Annotated in this window: 14 protein-coding genes; 8 read left to right on the forward strand and 6 right to left on the reverse strand. The window is 72.8% G+C overall.

The window, feature by feature from the left end:
* The 5 genes from ACH4K4_RS19535 to ACH4K4_RS19555 all read right to left on the reverse strand — a co-directional run.
* A partial coding sequence (locus ACH4K4_RS19535; RefSeq protein WP_398168721.1) for an acyltransferase family protein occupies window positions 1-547 on the reverse strand: 547 nt, incomplete at its 3' end.
* Window positions 548-562: 15 nt separating this feature from the next.
* On the reverse strand, window positions 563-1,777 hold the full coding sequence (locus ACH4K4_RS19540) for an MFS transporter (protein ID WP_398168723.1): 1,215 nt from the start codon (window positions 1,775-1,777) through the stop codon (window positions 563-565).
* A 63-nt stretch (window positions 1,778-1,840) separates the two neighbouring features.
* Window positions 1,841-2,896, reverse strand: coding sequence for a zinc-binding dehydrogenase (locus ACH4K4_RS19545; RefSeq protein ID WP_398168725.1), 1,056 nt, complete (start codon window positions 2,894-2,896; stop codon window positions 1,841-1,843).
* Complete coding sequence (locus tag ACH4K4_RS19550; RefSeq protein WP_398168727.1) at window positions 2,893-3,837, reverse strand: SDR family oxidoreductase; 945 nt, start codon at window positions 3,835-3,837, stop codon at window positions 2,893-2,895. The genes ACH4K4_RS19545 and ACH4K4_RS19550 overlap by 4 nt, the downstream gene beginning before the upstream one ends.
* A complete protein-coding gene (locus ACH4K4_RS19555; RefSeq protein WP_398168729.1) occupies window positions 3,834-4,517 on the reverse strand; it encodes an HAD-IA family hydrolase in 684 nt (227 codons plus the stop codon). Before ACH4K4_RS19555 ends, ACH4K4_RS19550 begins: the two co-directional genes overlap by 4 nt.
* 305 nt (window positions 4,518-4,822) lie before the next feature.
* Between ACH4K4_RS19555 and ACH4K4_RS19560 the strand changes: the two genes are divergently transcribed.
* The 6 genes from ACH4K4_RS19560 to ACH4K4_RS19585 all read left to right on the forward strand — a co-directional run bounded on the left by ACH4K4_RS19560 (window position 4,823) and on the right by ACH4K4_RS19585 (window position 10,144).
* Window positions 4,823-6,067, forward strand: a complete 1,245-nt coding sequence (locus ACH4K4_RS19560; RefSeq protein WP_398168731.1) for an MFS transporter — start codon at window positions 4,823-4,825, stop codon at window positions 6,065-6,067.
* Window positions 6,048-7,070 carry an ROK family protein gene (locus ACH4K4_RS19565; RefSeq protein ID WP_398168733.1) on the forward strand — a complete coding sequence of 341 codons (1,023 nt, stop codon included), beginning with the start codon at window positions 6,048-6,050 and terminating at the stop codon, window positions 7,068-7,070. Before ACH4K4_RS19560 ends, ACH4K4_RS19565 begins: the two co-directional genes overlap by 20 nt.
* Window positions 7,071-7,250: 180 nt before the next feature.
* Window positions 7,251-8,468: a sedoheptulose 7-phosphate cyclase gene (locus ACH4K4_RS19570; protein ID WP_398168735.1), complete on the forward strand. Its 1,218-nt coding sequence runs from the start codon at window positions 7,251-7,253 to the stop codon at window positions 8,466-8,468.
* Entirely contained in the window at window positions 8,465-9,187 is a 723-nt protein-coding gene (locus ACH4K4_RS19575; RefSeq protein WP_398168737.1) for a cupin domain-containing protein, read from the forward strand. Before ACH4K4_RS19570 ends, ACH4K4_RS19575 begins: the two co-directional genes overlap by 4 nt.
* Window positions 9,184-9,573 carry a hypothetical protein gene (locus ACH4K4_RS19580; RefSeq protein WP_398168738.1) on the forward strand — a complete coding sequence of 130 codons (390 nt, stop codon included), beginning with the start codon at window positions 9,184-9,186 and terminating at the stop codon, window positions 9,571-9,573. Before ACH4K4_RS19575 ends, ACH4K4_RS19580 begins: the two co-directional genes overlap by 4 nt.
* Window positions 9,566-10,144 carry a VOC family protein gene (locus tag ACH4K4_RS19585; protein WP_398168740.1) on the forward strand — a complete coding sequence of 193 codons (579 nt, stop codon included), beginning with the start codon at window positions 9,566-9,568 and terminating at the stop codon, window positions 10,142-10,144. The genes ACH4K4_RS19580 and ACH4K4_RS19585 overlap by 8 nt, the downstream gene beginning before the upstream one ends.
* A 110-nt stretch (window positions 10,145-10,254) precedes the next feature.
* On the opposite strand, the gene ACH4K4_RS19590 is transcribed toward ACH4K4_RS19585, so the two are convergent.
* The gene (locus ACH4K4_RS19590) at window positions 10,255-11,379 is read right to left on the reverse strand and encodes an IS701 family transposase (protein WP_398168741.1); all 1,125 of its coding nucleotides are present in this window, start codon (window positions 11,377-11,379) and stop codon (window positions 10,255-10,257) included.
* A 458-nt stretch (window positions 11,380-11,837) separates the two neighbouring features.
* Here ACH4K4_RS19590 and ACH4K4_RS19595 point away from each other — a divergent pair, with 458 nt between their 5' ends.
* A complete protein-coding gene (locus ACH4K4_RS19595; RefSeq protein ID WP_398168743.1) occupies window positions 11,838-13,283 on the forward strand; it encodes an MFS transporter in 1,446 nt (481 codons plus the stop codon).
* A 151-nt stretch (window positions 13,284-13,434) separates the two neighbouring features.
* Window positions 13,435-14,730 carry a hypothetical protein gene (locus ACH4K4_RS19600; protein ID WP_398168745.1) on the forward strand — a complete coding sequence of 432 codons (1,296 nt, stop codon included), beginning with the start codon at window positions 13,435-13,437 and terminating at the stop codon, window positions 14,728-14,730.
* Window positions 14,731-14,776 lie beyond the last annotated feature (46 nt).

Raw genomic sequence — 14,776 nt, forward strand, 5'->3', positions numbered from 1 at the left:
CCCACCCCCACAGCCTGCTCTCCCTGATCCGCAGAATCGGACCGATCAGCGCGGGAAACAGCAGGTAGAACAGCAGCTCACTGCACAGCGACCAGGCCGGCTGGTTGACGCTCAGGTGGATCTGCGGGTCCGGGAACCACGAGTGCACCAGCAGTAGGTTCGGCAGCCAGGACGAGACCGGGGTGACCGTCCCCGCGAACAGGACCATGGCCAGCGCCCACGTCACGACGTGATTGGGGAAGATCTTCAACAACCGCCGCCGCCAGAACCCCGTGACCGTGTCACCGGGCTTCGCCGACCACGTCATCACAAAGCCGCTGAGGACGAAGAAGAACGTCACCCCCATCCAGCCGGCCTTGCTGAAGAGCCACCGGAACCCTTCCGCCACATCCTCGTCCGCGAAGGGGCTCAGCGGGATGAAGGTCAGGGAGGCGTGGAAGAAGAAGACGAGCCCGGCGGCGATGAACCGCACACCCGTCAGCGACGGCAACTTGGGTCTGCCACTCGGCGGCGCACCGGCCGCGGCGGAGGTCTGTGAGGACGGCATGACTGGCTCTCTCTGTCAGGGCTGCGCGACGCCGGTCGGACTGGGGCTCGATTGCTGCGGGGCCGGGGCCTCGGCCCCGGTGCCGCGTCGGCTCCGGGCGGCGAAGACGGTCTGGGTGATGAGGAGGGCGCCCAGGCCGGTGAGCACGGCAGCCCCAAGGGTCACCGAACGGGTGCCGAGGCCGAGGTCGATGATCTGGCCGCCGAGCCACGAGCCGAGCGCGGCACCGAGGCCGAAGGCCGACATGTTCGCGGTGAGGGAGAGGGTGGGTGCGTCCGCCGCGGCGGAGAGCACCTTGGTCTGCAGGCCGGGGATGAGGGCGAAGGTGGCCAGCGAGAACAGGAAGAGCGAGACGGCGCCGCCCGCGGCGAAGGGGGCGGCGGCCCAGAACAGGACGCACACCGCGGCCAGGACCCAGGACAGCCACAGCACGGCCGAGTCGATGGACCGGTTGGCGAACCTGCCGCCGATCAGGTTGCCGAGGATGGAGCCGACGCCGTAGGCGACCAGGACGACGGGGACCCAGCTCGCGGGGAAGCCGCCGACGTTCGTGAGCAGCGGCACCATGAAGGTGATGAGGGTGAACATGCCGCCGGAGCACAGCACCGTGGCAAGCACCGTGCCGAGCACGGACCACTTCTTGAACACCCGCAGCTCGTGGGCGGCGGCGGAGCCCGAGCTCTCGCCGTCGTCGGGGATGACGGCGAGGATGAGCAGCGCGGCGAGCACGGCGAGTCCCGCGACGATGCCGAAGGTGACCCGCCAGTTGTAGTGCTGGGCGATGAGGGTGCCCAGCGGTACGCCGAGCACGGTGGCGAGGTTGATGCCCAGCTGCATGCCGGCGACGGCCGACCCGGCCTTCTCCTTGGCGACCATGCCGCCCGCGGTGACCACACACACGGCCAGGAAGGTGCCGTGGATCACCGCGGTCACCATGCGCCCGGCCACCAGCACACCGAAGTTGCCGGCGAAGGTGGAGATGACGTTGCCGGCGACGAAGAGCGCGAGCAGCCCGACGAGCAGGTACTTGCGTCGTACGCGGGTGGTGAGCGCGGTGATCAGCGGCCCGCCGACGACCATGGTCAACGCGTAGACCGTGACGAGGAGACCCGCCGTCGGGATGCTGACGGACAGGTCCTCGGACAGGTCTCCCAGCATGCCGCTGGGCACCAGTTCGGCGGTACCGACACAGAAGATGGCCAGGATGAGTACGGCCAGACGGAACGGCATGAGCGCCCTTTCAGGCAGGTAGGGGTCGGGGCACGGCGTGGCGGGAGCCGGTGCGGTGCCGGCTCAGGAGAACGCGATCAGCACTTTGGGGCGCGGCCTGCCGCGGTCGGCGAGCCGCTCGAAGGCCCGGACGGCCTCGTCGAACGGGACGACCGTGTCGATCAGCGGGGCCAGGCGCACCGCGCCGGAGCCGACGGCCGCGAGCAGGTCCTGCCAGTGGCCGACGCCGGACAGCACGGCGTGCAGGGTCACGTTGCCCAGCACCAGCGAGGAGACGGGCACCTGGTCCACCGGACCGTGCGGGGTGCCCAGTTGGGCCAGCCGCGCGCCGGACGCGCACAGCAGGGGTGCCAGGCGCACCGCGCTCGCGGCCCCGGATGCCTCGATCACGGCGTCGAAGCGGCCGTGCGGGGCGTCGTCGGGACTGCCGACCGAGGTGATGCCCAGCTCCCCGGCCAGTGCGCGCGCCCCGTGGTTCGGGTCGTAGACGCTGACGGCGGCTCCGCGGGCGCGGGCGATCTGGGCCGCGGCGATACCGAGTGTGCCCGCGCCCAGGACGGCGACCTCGTCCCCCCGGGCGACGCGCAGCCGGTCGACGGCGTGCATCGCGGCGGTGCAGGGCTCCAGCAGGGCGGCGTCACGCTCGCTCACCGAGTCCGGCAGCGTGACCACCGTGTCGGCGGGCACCGCCAAGTACTGGGCGGCGGCGCCCTGTTCGGCGCCGATCACGCCCATCTCGCTGCGCCCGGGGCAGTAGAGGATGTGGCCGCGCGCACAGCTCTCGCAGGTGCCGCAGGGCCGGAAGTTGTGCCCGGCCACCCGGTCGCCGACGGCGAATCCGGTGACGGACTCCCCCACCTCGACGACGCGTCCGCTCCATTCGTGGCCGAACACGAACGGATAGCTCTTGTCACCGTCGTGCAGGTAGTTGCTGCTGCCGTCCCAGAACCCCAGGTCGGTGCCGCACAGCCCGACGTACCGGACGGCCACCAGCAGTTGGCCGGCTGCCGCCCTGGGTACCGGGAGTTCGGCGTGTACCAGGCGCCCCGGCCCTTCGAGGACGAGGGCGGTCATGGTGGCCGCGGGCGCCGCGGCCCGGTTCTCCGTCGTGGCGGTCATCGGGCGGCAGCCTCCTCGCGGGGTGCGGACGCCCGGTGCCCGGCCGCCGCGAGCATCGCCCGCAGCCCTGCCGGTACGGACCGCGCCCGCCAGTCGGGTACGCCGGTGACGGCGCCGAAGTCGTCACAGCGCAGGGACGAGTAGCGCGGCCGGGTGGCCCATTCACTGTCCGCCCTCCGGCACGCCGTGACCAGGCCCTCGTCCGCCCCGGCCAGGCGGTAGGCGGCGCGTGCGAAGTCGTGGCGGCTGAGTTCGGCCGGCCCGGACAGGTGGGCCGGGCGCCCCGGCGCGGTGTCGCCGTCCCGCGTGGACTGAGCCGCCAGGACGTCGGCCACGTCGTCGATGTGCACGGGAGTGAACCACTGGTCCTCGGGGACCGAGAGCGGGCGGCCCGCGAGGGCCGCGTCCAGGCAGCGTTCCGCGAAGGTCACCCGCTGCCGGCCCGTGGACCACTGGCCGTAGACCAGACTGACCCGCGTGACGGCTCCGCCGGCCGCGAGCACCGCCCGCTCGGCGGCCAGCTTCACCTCGCCGTACACGTTGGCGGGGTCCGCCGGGTCGTCGGGCGTGCGCAGCCCCGCCGTACCGGAGAAGACGTTGTCGGTGGAGACGAGCAGGACACCGCGGCCGTGCCGGGCGGCGACGGCCTCGGCCACCTCGGTGTGCGCGGCCGCCGCCTCGGCGGGGTGGTCCGCCATCCACGTCACGTCGCTGGGGCCGTGCGTCAGTACGACGCGGTCCGGGTTCCAGCGCCGCAGCGCGGCCAGCAGCCCGGCCCGGCCTTCGGGGGTGCCGAGGTCGCACGGCGCGTGCTCCGGGGTGCTGCTGCCGCTGCGCGCGACGGTGTACACCTCCGCGTCCGCCAGGCGCAGCGTGCGGGCCAGGGCGGTTCCGATGAGTCCGCGGCCCACGACGGCCACGCGACGCGCCGCGGGGCTCACCGCTGCTCCCCGGCCGCGACGATACGGGCGGTACCGGAGCCGGGGCCGCGCTCCACGGTGAGGTCGGCGAGCGTGCCGACGAACAGGGAGAGCGTGGGTTCCGAGCCCGACAGCGTGCCTCCCGCGACCCCGATCACGGCGGCGCCCGCGGCGTGTCCCGCCCGTGCCCCGGGTTCGGCGTCCTCGACGACGACGCAGCCGTCCGCGTCGACGCCCAGCCGCCGTGCCGCGGTGAGGTATCCCTCGGGGTCCGGCTTGCCCTTGCCGAGCGTCTCCGCCGTGACGAAGACCTCCGGCTCCGGCAGCCCCACCGCGGCCAGCCGCGCGGACGCCAGCGGCCGGGTGCCGGAGGTGACGATGGCCCACGGCACCGGGGCGGCTTCGCCGGCACCGTCGAGTGCGGCGATCAGCTCCGCCGCGCCCTTGCCCGCCGCCAGGCCCTCCATGTCCCGCGCCTGCTCGCTTTCGAGCGCGGCGGCCTCCTCCTCGGCGTCGAGGTGCGGCGCCACGAGCGCGATGGTCTCCACGGACCGGCGCCCGTGGCACGTCGCGAGGACCGTCCCGGCGTCCAGGCCGTGGCGGTGCGCCCAGCGGGACCACGACCGTTCCACGGCCGCCCCGGAGTGCACCAGCACGCCGTCCAGATCGAACAGCACGGCGCGGGCTAAGACTTTCGTCATGGACAGCCTTTCTTCGTACCGAGCGCGGATCAGCGCGCGGGAAGCGCGGAACAGGGAATCGACAGCAGAGGAGTCGGGGCCGCATCCCGGGAGGCGTGAATTCCGCTCGGGTGAAATCCCGGCCCGCTCAACCCGCTCGGCCCTTCCGGCTCGAATATAGGAACCGGACGGCACCGCCCACAACATGGCGCCGCTCACTACGGTTGTGTCAGTTTGCAAAAGGCTCCCGGCGTTACGCTCCTGGGCGCTGGAACCAATTCCGGCAGTCCAGCGGCGGATCGTCGCATTCATCTGGAGCTGTCTGCATGCGGTTGCCCGTACTCGCGCTCATGCTGTGCGTCTTCTGCCTGGGCACGGCCGAGATCGCCGTCATCGGGCTCCTCCCGGACGTGGCGTCCGGCCTGGGGGTCTCCGTCCCGTCCGCGGGGCTGCTCGTCACCACGTACGCGGTGGGCGTGGCCGTGGGCGGGCCGGTGGTCACGCTGCTGACCCTGCGGGTGCCGCGCAAGCCGCTGCTGGTGGGGCTGATGGCGGTGTTCGTCGCCGGCAACGCCGGCAGCTTCCTCGCCGGCGACTACCTGCTGCTGGTGGCGGCCAGGCTGTGCGCCTCGCTCGCCCACGGAACCTTCGTGGCCATGGCGGGACTGGTGGCCGCCGGCATGTCCGCACCGGACCGGCGGGCCTCCGCCATCGCCCAGGTGTCCCTGGGGTTCAACCTCGCGAACATCCTCGGCTCACCGCTGGGCACCGCCATCGGCCAGCAGTGGGGCTGGCGCGCCACGTTCGCCGCCATCGCCGTCGCGTCCCTGGTCACCACCGTACTGGTGATGGTCACCGTGCCCGGCCGCCGGACGCCGGGGCCCCCTGGCTCCACCGGTACGGACCCGGGGCCCGGCGGGTCGGTGCGGGACGAGCTGCGCGTGCTGAGCAGGCCCCAGGTGCTGGCCACCACGGTCATCGTGGTGCTGGCGCAAGGAAGCGTCTTCACCGTCTCCACCTACCTGGCGCCCCTGCTGCGCGACGTCTCCGGCTTCCCCGCAGGGGCCATGGGCGCCCTGCTCATGGTGCTCGGAGCCGGCGCGGTGCTGGGCAACATCGCCGGCGGGCGGCTCGCCGACCGCGACCCGACCACCGGTGCCGTACGCAGCCTGGGCGCCCTCGCCCTCGCGACGGCCCTCTTCTGGGCGGCGGCGCCCTGGTGGCCCCTGGCACTCGTCGCCCTGTTCCTCTTCGGCGCCACGGGGTTCTCCATCATCCCGGCACTCCAGGCGCGCGCCCTGGCCCTGGCCGCGACCGCGCCCCTGCTCGCCCTCTCCGCGAACGTCTCGGCCTTCAACCTGGGCAACGGCCTCGGCGCCTGGCTCGGCGGGGAGGTCATGGACCTCGGGTGGGGCACCCGCTCGGTGGCGGCGGCCGGCACCGGGACGGCGGCCGTGGCGCTGCTCCTCATCCTGTACGCGCGGGCGCGGGAACGCCGCCGGCCACCGGCGCGCGTCCGGCCCCATCCCCTCGAAGAACCGGAGGACATCGATGCGCTGCATCGTTGCTGACGTCGGCGGCACCACGCTTCGCACCGCCGTCTGGGACGGGACCACCGGCACGCTGTCCGGCGTCCGCCGCACCCCGGTGCGCGGGACCGGCGGCGCCGACGCCGCGGACGTGCGGCAGGTGCAACGTACCGTCCTCGACCAGCTCGCCCAGGAGATCCAGGCGGTCCGGGCGGCCCCCGAGGGCCAGGGCGCGGAGGCCGTCGGCATCGCGTTCGCCGGCCCCGTCACCGCCGCAGGCGTGGTCACCGGGGCGCCGACGGTCTGGGGCGGCGGCGGGCCCGCGCTCCCCTTGGCGGAGCTGCTCGGGCAGCGGACCGGCCTGCCCGTCACCGTCGTCAACGACACCACGGCGGCCGCCTGGCGCTACGCGTCCCCCGGCGGTCCGTCCTTCTGCCTGTTCACGGTCAGCTCCGGCATCAGCAACAAGGTGTTCCACAACGGCGAGGTGCTCGTCGGTGCCGACGGCCACGGCGGCGAACTGGGGCACCTGCCGTGCGACACCTCGCCCGGCGCGCCCCGGTGCGACTGCGGCGGGCGCGGTCACCTGGGGGCTCTCGCCTCCGGCCGCGGCATCCTGGCCGGGGCCCGCAGAAGGGCGGGGGACCTCCCGTCCGCGTTCGCGGCGAGCCGGCTCGCCGCGCTGTGCGACGGCGACCCGGGCCGCCTCACCAACGAGGCCCTCGTGCAGGCCGTGCGCGCGGGCGACGGTTTCGCGACCGACGTGCTGCGGGCCGGGCTCGCGCACTTGGCGCATGCCCTGACCTCGGTCTTCCTCACGACGGGCATCCGGAGTTACGTGTTCGTCGGCGGCTTCGCGCAGGCGGTGGGCGAGCGGTTCACCGAGCTGCTCGCGGAGCAGCTGCTGCGCGTCGGCTGCTTCGGCCTGACCGAGCGGGAGACGCGGGACATGCTGCGGCTGGGCCTTCCCGACGACGACCACGGGCTGGTCGGCGCCGGCCGCATGCTCTGCCGGGCGCCCCTGGCGCACGCGGTCCCCGCATGACCCGGAATTCCGCGACGCGGAAATGCGTCGCGGAATTTCTGACACAACATTCGGCGGCTCATCACATACCGAAAACGTTGACCCGGTGAATTCACGCATGCTGCACTATCGGTGCGGGATTCACCGTCCACGCTGGACAATTCTCCAGTGAGAAAACGTTTCGTTCCTTCAGGGGGTAGCGTGACTCGCAAGTATCCGACGGACGGACTTTTCACCCACAGCAACCTGGTCGACGCCTGGCGCGTAGAGGCGACAAAGCCGGTCAGCTACGAAGTCCGCATCTGCGACGACGCCTTCGAACCGGCGAACACGGCGCTGCTCGAACCGGCTCCGCCCGCGGGCACCCGGCGGCGGCGCTTCGTCGTCGTCGACGCGGAGGTGGAGCGGCTGCACGGACAGCGGATCAGGCAGTACCTCGACCACCACGAGGTCGACTACCGGCTGTACTGCGTCGAGATCGACGAGACCGTCAAGGAGCTGACCACCGGCGAGGACATCGTCCGGGCCATCGACGAGTTCGGCATCGACCGGCGCCGGGAGCCGGTGATCGCGATCGGCGGCGGAGTCCTGATGGACATCGTCGGCCTCGTCGCGAGCCTGTACCGCCGCGGCACCCCGGTCGTCCGGGTCCCCACCACGCTCATCGGCCTGGTGGACGCGGGCGTCGGCGTGAAGACCGGCGTCAACTTCAACGGGCACAAGAACCGCCTCGGCACGTACGCCCCGGCGTCCCTGACCCTCCTGGACCGCTCGTTCCTGGCCTCGGTGGACCGCCGCCACATCGCCAACGGCATGGCGGAGATCCTCAAGATGGCGCTGATCAAGGACGCCCGGCTCTTCGAGCTGCTGGAGCACCACGGTCCGCGGCTGCTGGACGAGCACTTCCAGGGCGAGCGGTGGGCGGCCGGCCAGGTGGCGTCCGAAGTCGTCCAGCGGGCCATCCACGGAATGCTCCAGGAGCTGCAGCCGAACCTGTGGGAGACGGAGCTGGAGCGCGTCGTCGACTACGGCCACACCTTCAGCCCCACGATCGAGATGCACGCCCTCCCGGCGCTGCTGCACGGCGAGGCGGTGTGCATCGACATGGCGCTGACCACCATGATCGCCACCAGCCGCGGCATGGTCACGACCGGCGACCGGGACCGCGTCCTGGCCGTGATGGACTCCCTCGAACTCCCCAGCTGGAACGACCTGCTGGAACCGCGCCTGCTGGCCCGCGCCCTGGAGGACACCGTCCGCCACCGGGACGGGCTCCAGCGGCTCCCGCTGCCGGTGGGCATCGGCGACGCGGCGTTCGTCAACGACGTCACCTCCGAGGAGCTGGCCGCCGCGGTCGAGGACCTGCGCAGGCTCGGCACCGCGCGCCTGCACGGGGCCGCGCTGGAGGGGGCGGCGTGATCGTCGCGGACACCTCCGACGCGTCCCGGGTCTACGGCGTGCACGGGACCGAGGGACTCACCTACTGGAAATGCCTGGCCCGCAGGACCGGAACCGCCGGTTCCTGGGAGGCCGTCGAGTGCGCGTCCCTGCCCCCGGGCACCGTGAGCGGCGCGCACCGGCACACCCGCACCGAGGAGATCTACTTCGTCTTCTCGGGAGAGGGGGAACTCCACCTCGACGGCGTCGCGCACCCCGTCCGTCCCGGCAGCCTCGGCCTGACCCGTGCGGGCAGCACGCACGCCCTGCACAACACCGGGGACAGCGCGCTGGACTGGCTGGTCATCGAAATGTCCACACCGCACACCCACGCCGTGCTCACCGGAGCGCGGCGGGCCGAGCCGGAGAAGAACATGCCTCGCAGCGCCGTCCACCACCTCGACCACGACAGCACCGTCGACCCCGCCACCTCGTTCGACGGACCGTTGCGCACCATCCGCACGCTCACGCTGGACCCCGGCGAGTCCGAGTCCTTCGCCTCGGACGGGGCGGAGCACGTGCTCTTCGTACTCGACGGCGAGGGCACCGCGGCCGGCAGCGGCACGGACCTCCCCCTCGCCGCCGGCACCGCGATCACTCTCCCGCTCGGCGGCGAGGTCAAGATCAGCTCCGGCGCGGGCCCGCTGCGGCTGTTCCACACCGTCATGGACGTGGCACGCACGGCCGGGGGGACGCAGTGATCGTCTCCCGGGCCGGGGCGCACTCCGTCAACCGGCCCGCCGGCCGGCCCGCCGTGGCCCGGCGCTGCCTGGCCCGGCGCGGCATGCTGCACAGCGAGTGCGAGGCCGTGGACCACATCCGCACGGAACCGCACGGAGAGATCGAGACGAGCGGCCGCGGCGGCACCGACGAGGTGTGGCTGGTGCTGTCGGGCGCGGTCACCGTGGAGGAGACCGACAGCGCCCCCTGGACGCTGCGCCGCGACGAGCTGATGCTCAGTCCCGCCGGCGCCCGCCCCAAGCTGACCGCGCAGCGCGACGGAGCCGAACTGCTGCACCTGGCGGTGCTGCCGCACAGCGTGGTGCGGCAGCTCCCGCCGCGCGTACCGGAGCTGCCCCATGACTGACCGCGCACCCACCGCGCCGCCGGCCGCCCGCGGCATCCCCACCGCGCGCAACGTCGACCACATCGCCTTCACCGTGCCCGACCTGGAGGCCGCGGTGGCCTTCTTCACCGAGGTGCTCGGCGGTGAACTCGTCTACCGCGAAGGCCCCTTGAGCCGGGACGACGACTGGATGGCGGAACGCCTCGACGTGCACCCCCGGGCCACCGCCGTGATCGCCATGATCCGGCTCGGGCCGACCTGCAACGTCGAGCTGTTCCAGTACACCTCGCCCGGCCGGCGCACCGAGGCACCACGCAACGACGACGTGGGCGGGCACCACCTCGCCATCGCCGTCGACGACATCGAAGCGGCCACGGACTACCTCGCCCGGCAGCCCGGCGTCGAGATCCTGGGCGGTCCGGAGACCATCGAGGCGGGCCCGATCGCAGGCAACCGGTGGACCTACTTCCGTACCCCCGTCGGCATCACCATGGAGCTGCTCAGCATCCCGGACGGCACGCTGCCGTACGAGCGCGGGACGGCGGCCCGCCGGTACGCCGGCGAGTCCGGCGGCTGGGCCGCCCGCCGCTGACGCGCCGCGAACCCGCGCCGGCCACCCTGACCGGCGGGGCTCCGCGGGGAAAGACCCACCCCCGCCCGCGGAGCCCCGCCCCGCCCGCCGGCCCGCCCCGGCTCCGCCCGTCAGCCGGCCATGGCCGGCAGCTTCCACTCCGCCTCGGCGCCGCAGAGCTTGACCAGCGCGTACGCGGCCGAGGCCAGCGTCATGTGGCGGTGCCAGCCCTCGTAGGACCTCCCCTTGAAGTCCCGCAGCCCGCAGCGCGCCCCGGTGCCGGCACTGTCGCGCGCCACCTGCGCGGCGTGCATGCGCAGCCGGAAGATCTCGTCCGCCGACGTCTGCGGGTCGGTGACGAGCCAGTACGCATCCGGTTTGTAGTGGCCCTCCCGCCACTCGGCGTACAGCAGCAGGTCCTTGCCGTACCAGGGCAGGGACGACGCGCGCTGCTGCCGCATCAGCCGGACCCGCGCCGTGGCGGCCCGGGTGCCCGGGGCGATCTGCCGGACGGTGAGCCGGGACGCGTACGACGGCGACAGCAGCCGCTCGACGGCGAGCGTCTCACCGGCCCCCGCGCTCCCCGCGGCGTCCGGCAGCCGTACACCGGCCGCCCCGGACAGGCTCACCATCGCGGGCAGCCCCAGCGGTGCGAGGGTGTCGAGGACCGCCGCGGCGTCGTGCGCGCGGCCGTCCCACACGACGGGCGGTAAGCCCGCCGAGCAGGCGCGCGGGACGGGGAAGGCGACGGCGGGGCCCTCGGACGCGCCCTTCAGGTGCAGGTGCCAGTCGACCGGGGCGTTCACGCCGTTGTGCCCCACGTACCAAAGGCCGCTGGCCCGCTGCCCGTTCACCATCTGGCCCAGCTCGGGCACGAACCCGCGGTGCACGCCCACCGACTCCTTCCCCACCTTGGGGATGAGCATCGGCTGCACCACCCATGCCCGCGGGGCCGCGAGGTCCGTCAGGTACCCGGTCAGCGCCTCCCGCACGGGGCGCCAGTTCCAGGGAGCGTCACAGATGAAGTGGTGCAGCCGTTGCGCGGCACCCGGGTCGTCCAGCGAGCGGGCGACGTTGCGGATGGTCTTCCGCCCCCGGGCCGCGAGCAGTCCCCTGAGGTACTGCGCGCCCTTGGTGTGGTGGTCGGCCCGGGTGAAGGAGGCGAAGAGGCGCGCACACAGGTCGGCGAACACGGCGTCTTCGGTGCCGGACGGCACCGTGGCGGGCAGTGAAACGGCGGTGAGTGAGCAGGGCATGACGTGATCTCCGTTTGCAGGTTGCCGGGTGACCGGTTCGTACGCACTCGCCGTCGAGGGCGTACGGGATGCGAAGCCAGCGCGGCCTGCCGTCCGCGGTGTGCGCCAGGTCGCGGCCCGAAGGGCCCGCCGGCGCGGGAGCACATATCGGCAGAAACGACGTATGCGCAGGTCAGGGCTGCGCTAACAGAGCCGGGAGAGAAGGGCCGCCGACGCGTGCCGAGCAGCACCGACCGACACATCACACATGCTCGACGCCCCCCTTCCACGCGCTGTGCCGTCGCTTTCCACTCCATCGCACATGTGATCTCGTGCAAAGCGATGGCGTGGGTCAGCTTGGTCAGTCTGGTCAGTTCCCGATCGGCCACGGTGACCCGCGCGGCGCTCCGGGAGCCATGTCCCGGAGCCGGGAAGGCCGCCGGACGCGTCCGCTCGGCCGCTACACGAAAGGTGGATCCGTGACCTCACCTGGACGCGCCCGCTGGGCCATCGGCGGGCTGCTGGCGGGAGGCATCGTCGTCAACTTTCTTGACCGGACGGCGCTGTCGGTGGCCAGTTCGTCCCTGGCCGGGGAGTTCGGCCTCGGCCTCGGTCAGCTCGGCGTCGTCCTGTCCGCGTTCACCTGGTCGTACTGCCTGGTGCAGCTGCCCGCCGGCGTACTGGTCGACAGGATCGGGGTGGCCTGGCTGACCCGGATCGCCTCTCTCTTATGGGCCGCCGCCAGCCTGCTCACCGCGGTGGCCAGCGGCGTCGGCGGCATCATCGCGGCGCGGCTGCTGCTCGGCGTGTCCGAGGGGCCGTCCATGGTCGGAGCCTCCAAGGCGACCGCGGCGTGGTTTCCGCTCGGCGAACGCGGCAGGGCGACCGCGCTGTTCGACGGGGCCACCAAACTTGCCAACATGGTCGCGTTTCCCGTCCTCGCCTTCGTGATGAGCACCTGGGGCTGGCGGGCCGGATTCCTGTTCACCACGCTGGCCAGCGTGGTGTTCACCGCGGTGTGGTGGTGGGGCTACCGGGACCCGTCCGCCCACCCCCTGCTCAGCGCCTCCGAGAAGGCGTTCATCCTCGACGGCGGGGCGCGCGACACGGACCGGTGGCGGGCCGGTCAGCTCCGCGCGGTGCTGCGTTCCCGTACGAGCTGGCTGATGGCGCTCGGCTTCGCCTGCTACGGCTACACGATCAACGTGGTCCTCACCTGGATGCCCGAGTTCTTCCAGCGGGAGTTCCACCTGCGGCTGCTCAGCTCCGGCGCCTACTCGATGATCCCGTGGGGCGTGGCGACGGCCGCCGAACTCCTCGTCGGCGGCTGGGTGGTCGACAAGCTGGTCCGCATGGGGCGCGACCCGATGTCGGTACGCAGGTCCGTACTCGTCTGCGGCATGGCGCTCGGCGCGACGGTCGGCGCCGCCGGCACGGTGCGCTCACCCGCCCTCGCGGTGTGCTGGATGTCCGTCTCCCTGGCGGGCCTGGCCATCGCCGCGCCGGTCGCCTGGAGCCTGCCCGGTCTGCTCGCGCCGGCCGGAACGGTGGGGGCGGCCAGCGGCCTGATGAACTTCGCCAACACGGCGGTCACGGCGGGCGGCGTGGCGCTGACCGGCTGGCTGGCCGAGGTGAGCGGCACGTTCCATGTGCCGTTCCTCGTCGCGGCGCTGGTCCTGGCCGTGGGCGTACTGCTGTACTGGCGGGTTCTGCGTCCGCGCCAGGACGGCGCCCCGCCGCGCACGCCCGGCACCCCCACCGCCGTCACCCCACTGGCCGCGCCCAGCGCCGTCGGCGCACCCGCACACCGTGTACACCCCACGTGTCAACCATCACAGCATCGACAGGCCGAAAACGGGAATGCCCACTGGCGGAGCCTGCGTTGGCGGGGGCGTCGGCGAGAACGGGGGAGGGACAAGCGTTGACGGACAACACCGGGCGCTCAGGGGGCAGTTCCACTCACTGCCGGGCACATCAGCCAGCTGTCCGCAGCCGGCACCCGAGCCTCCCGGAAGCGTTCCCACCCGCTCAACCGCAGGCACCGACACCGCCTGCCGAAGAGATCGCGACCGACCCTTGCTGAACGAGACGTCGCTACTGACCTCTTGTCTGGCGCGGTTGGAGTGGTCGCCGGAGCGGCTGGCCCGTGAGATCAACAAACACTGCGGCAGCGGAACCATCAGCAGCAAAGCCCCCTACAACTGGCTGAAAGGCGCACGGCCACGGCGCCAGCTCCCCTACCTCGTCGCGCAGATCGTCTCCGAACGGCTCGGCGAGGCCGTCACGGTCGAGGCGCTGTGGCCCCAGCACTTCTCCAGCACCCCGCACCCGGCGCTGGCCGCCGCCACCCCCGCCGAAGCGGAAGCGCCCGGCACCCCGGCGGCCGACCCCGACCCGGTCGCCGCCGCGTTGGACTGGATGCTGGCCGACGAGCAGGAACCGCCCTCCCAGCAGCGCGGCGAAGAGGTCAACCCCGCCGCGGTGGAGATGCTGTTCGCCCGCGTCCGGCAGCTGCGCGAGCTGGACGACAGCTCGGGGACCCCCCTGGCCATGGACTGGGCGAGCCAGGACCTGCGGTGGGTACGCAAACTGGTCACCAAGCACTCCTACGACGCGCCCACCGGCGCCCAACTGCACCGCGTCATCGCCGAACTGTGCCAGTTCATCGGCTGGCTGGCCGCCGACATGGGCATGGTCAGGCCCAGCCGGTCCTGCTTCGTGGAAGGGCTGCGGGCCGCGCGGTTGGCCAACGACCGCTCCCTGGCCGCGTACATCATCTCCTGCATGAGCTACCGGGCCGCCTGGGACGGCCGGGGAATGGAAGCCCTGCGCCTGATCGGCATCGCCCGCAGGGGCGCCGGCCACGAGACCGGCATCGTCGAGGCGCTCCTGGCCACCCGGCAGGCCAGGGCGCACGCCTGCCTGCGCGACGAGGCGGCCTGCCACCGGGCCCTGGACGAGGCGGCCGACCTCAGCGAATCGGACCCGTCGTCGCTCGACAGCCCCTGGGCGTACTGGCTGACCCCCGCCGTCATGGTGGCCGACGCCGGACGGGCGTGGCTGGAGCTGGGCCGCCCCAAGCGCGCCGAGCGGGAACTCGCCCGCGGCATCGACCTGCTCGGCACCTCCCAGCCGCGCAACACGCTGCTGCACTTCACCTCACTGGCCGAGGCCCGCCTCAAGCTCCGCGACCTCGACGGCGCGACCGCCGCGGCCACCCACGCGCTGTCCCTGGCCGAGGAAGTCACCTCGCTACGCGCCCAGGTACGGCTCTCGACGCTGCGCCGGCTGTTCGCACGCTACGACAGCGCGGAGATACGCCAGGTCCTACAGCGCGCCGACGACCTCCTGGGCTGCTGCTCCGTCCCCTGACGCATGCCCGGCGTCAGCCCGGCACCACAACGCGCCCGGCTCTGTT

Origin of the sequence: Streptomyces sp. NPDC017529 (assembly GCF_044329785.1) — a bacterium.
Lineage (GTDB): Bacteria > Actinomycetota > Actinomycetes > Streptomycetales > Streptomycetaceae > Streptomyces.